This window comes from Streptomyces zaehneri (genome assembly GCF_032248645.1).
Lineage (GTDB): Bacteria > Actinomycetota > Actinomycetes > Streptomycetales > Streptomycetaceae > Streptomyces > Streptomyces coriariae.
Genome location: NZ_JASTTJ010000081.1, coordinates 1 through 364 on the forward strand (window position 1 = coordinate 1; position 364 = coordinate 364).

Annotated in this window: 1 protein-coding gene; it reads right to left on the reverse strand. The window is 70.1% G+C overall.

All coding sequences use genetic code 11. The features are described 5' to 3' along the window. The coding region (locus QQM72_RS40730) for an acyltransferase domain-containing protein (protein ID WP_314225842.1) at positions 1-364 on the reverse strand (364 nt) is incomplete at both ends.

Sequence of the window (364 nt, forward strand, 5' to 3'; positions counted from 1 at the left end):
CAGTAATGCTGATGATCGAAGGCATACGTCGGCAGATCGACCTGGGTGGCGGCGGCACTGGCCGGGAGGACACCCGCCCAGTCGACGGGGACGCCCCGGACGAACAGTTCGGCCATCGAGGTCAGCAGTCGGCGCGGGCCGCCATCGCCACGGCGTAGCGAACCACCGACCACGGCCTCTGTGCCGGCCTGGTCGACGATCTCGCTGACCGGCTGGACCAGAACCGGGTGAGCGCTGGACTCCACGAACACGGTGTGGCCGCCGGCCAGCAGGTCGGCGATGGCGGGACCGAAACGGACCTGGCCACGCAGGTTGCGGTACCAGTAGCCGCCGTCGAGGACACCCGCCTCCCGCACCCACTCGC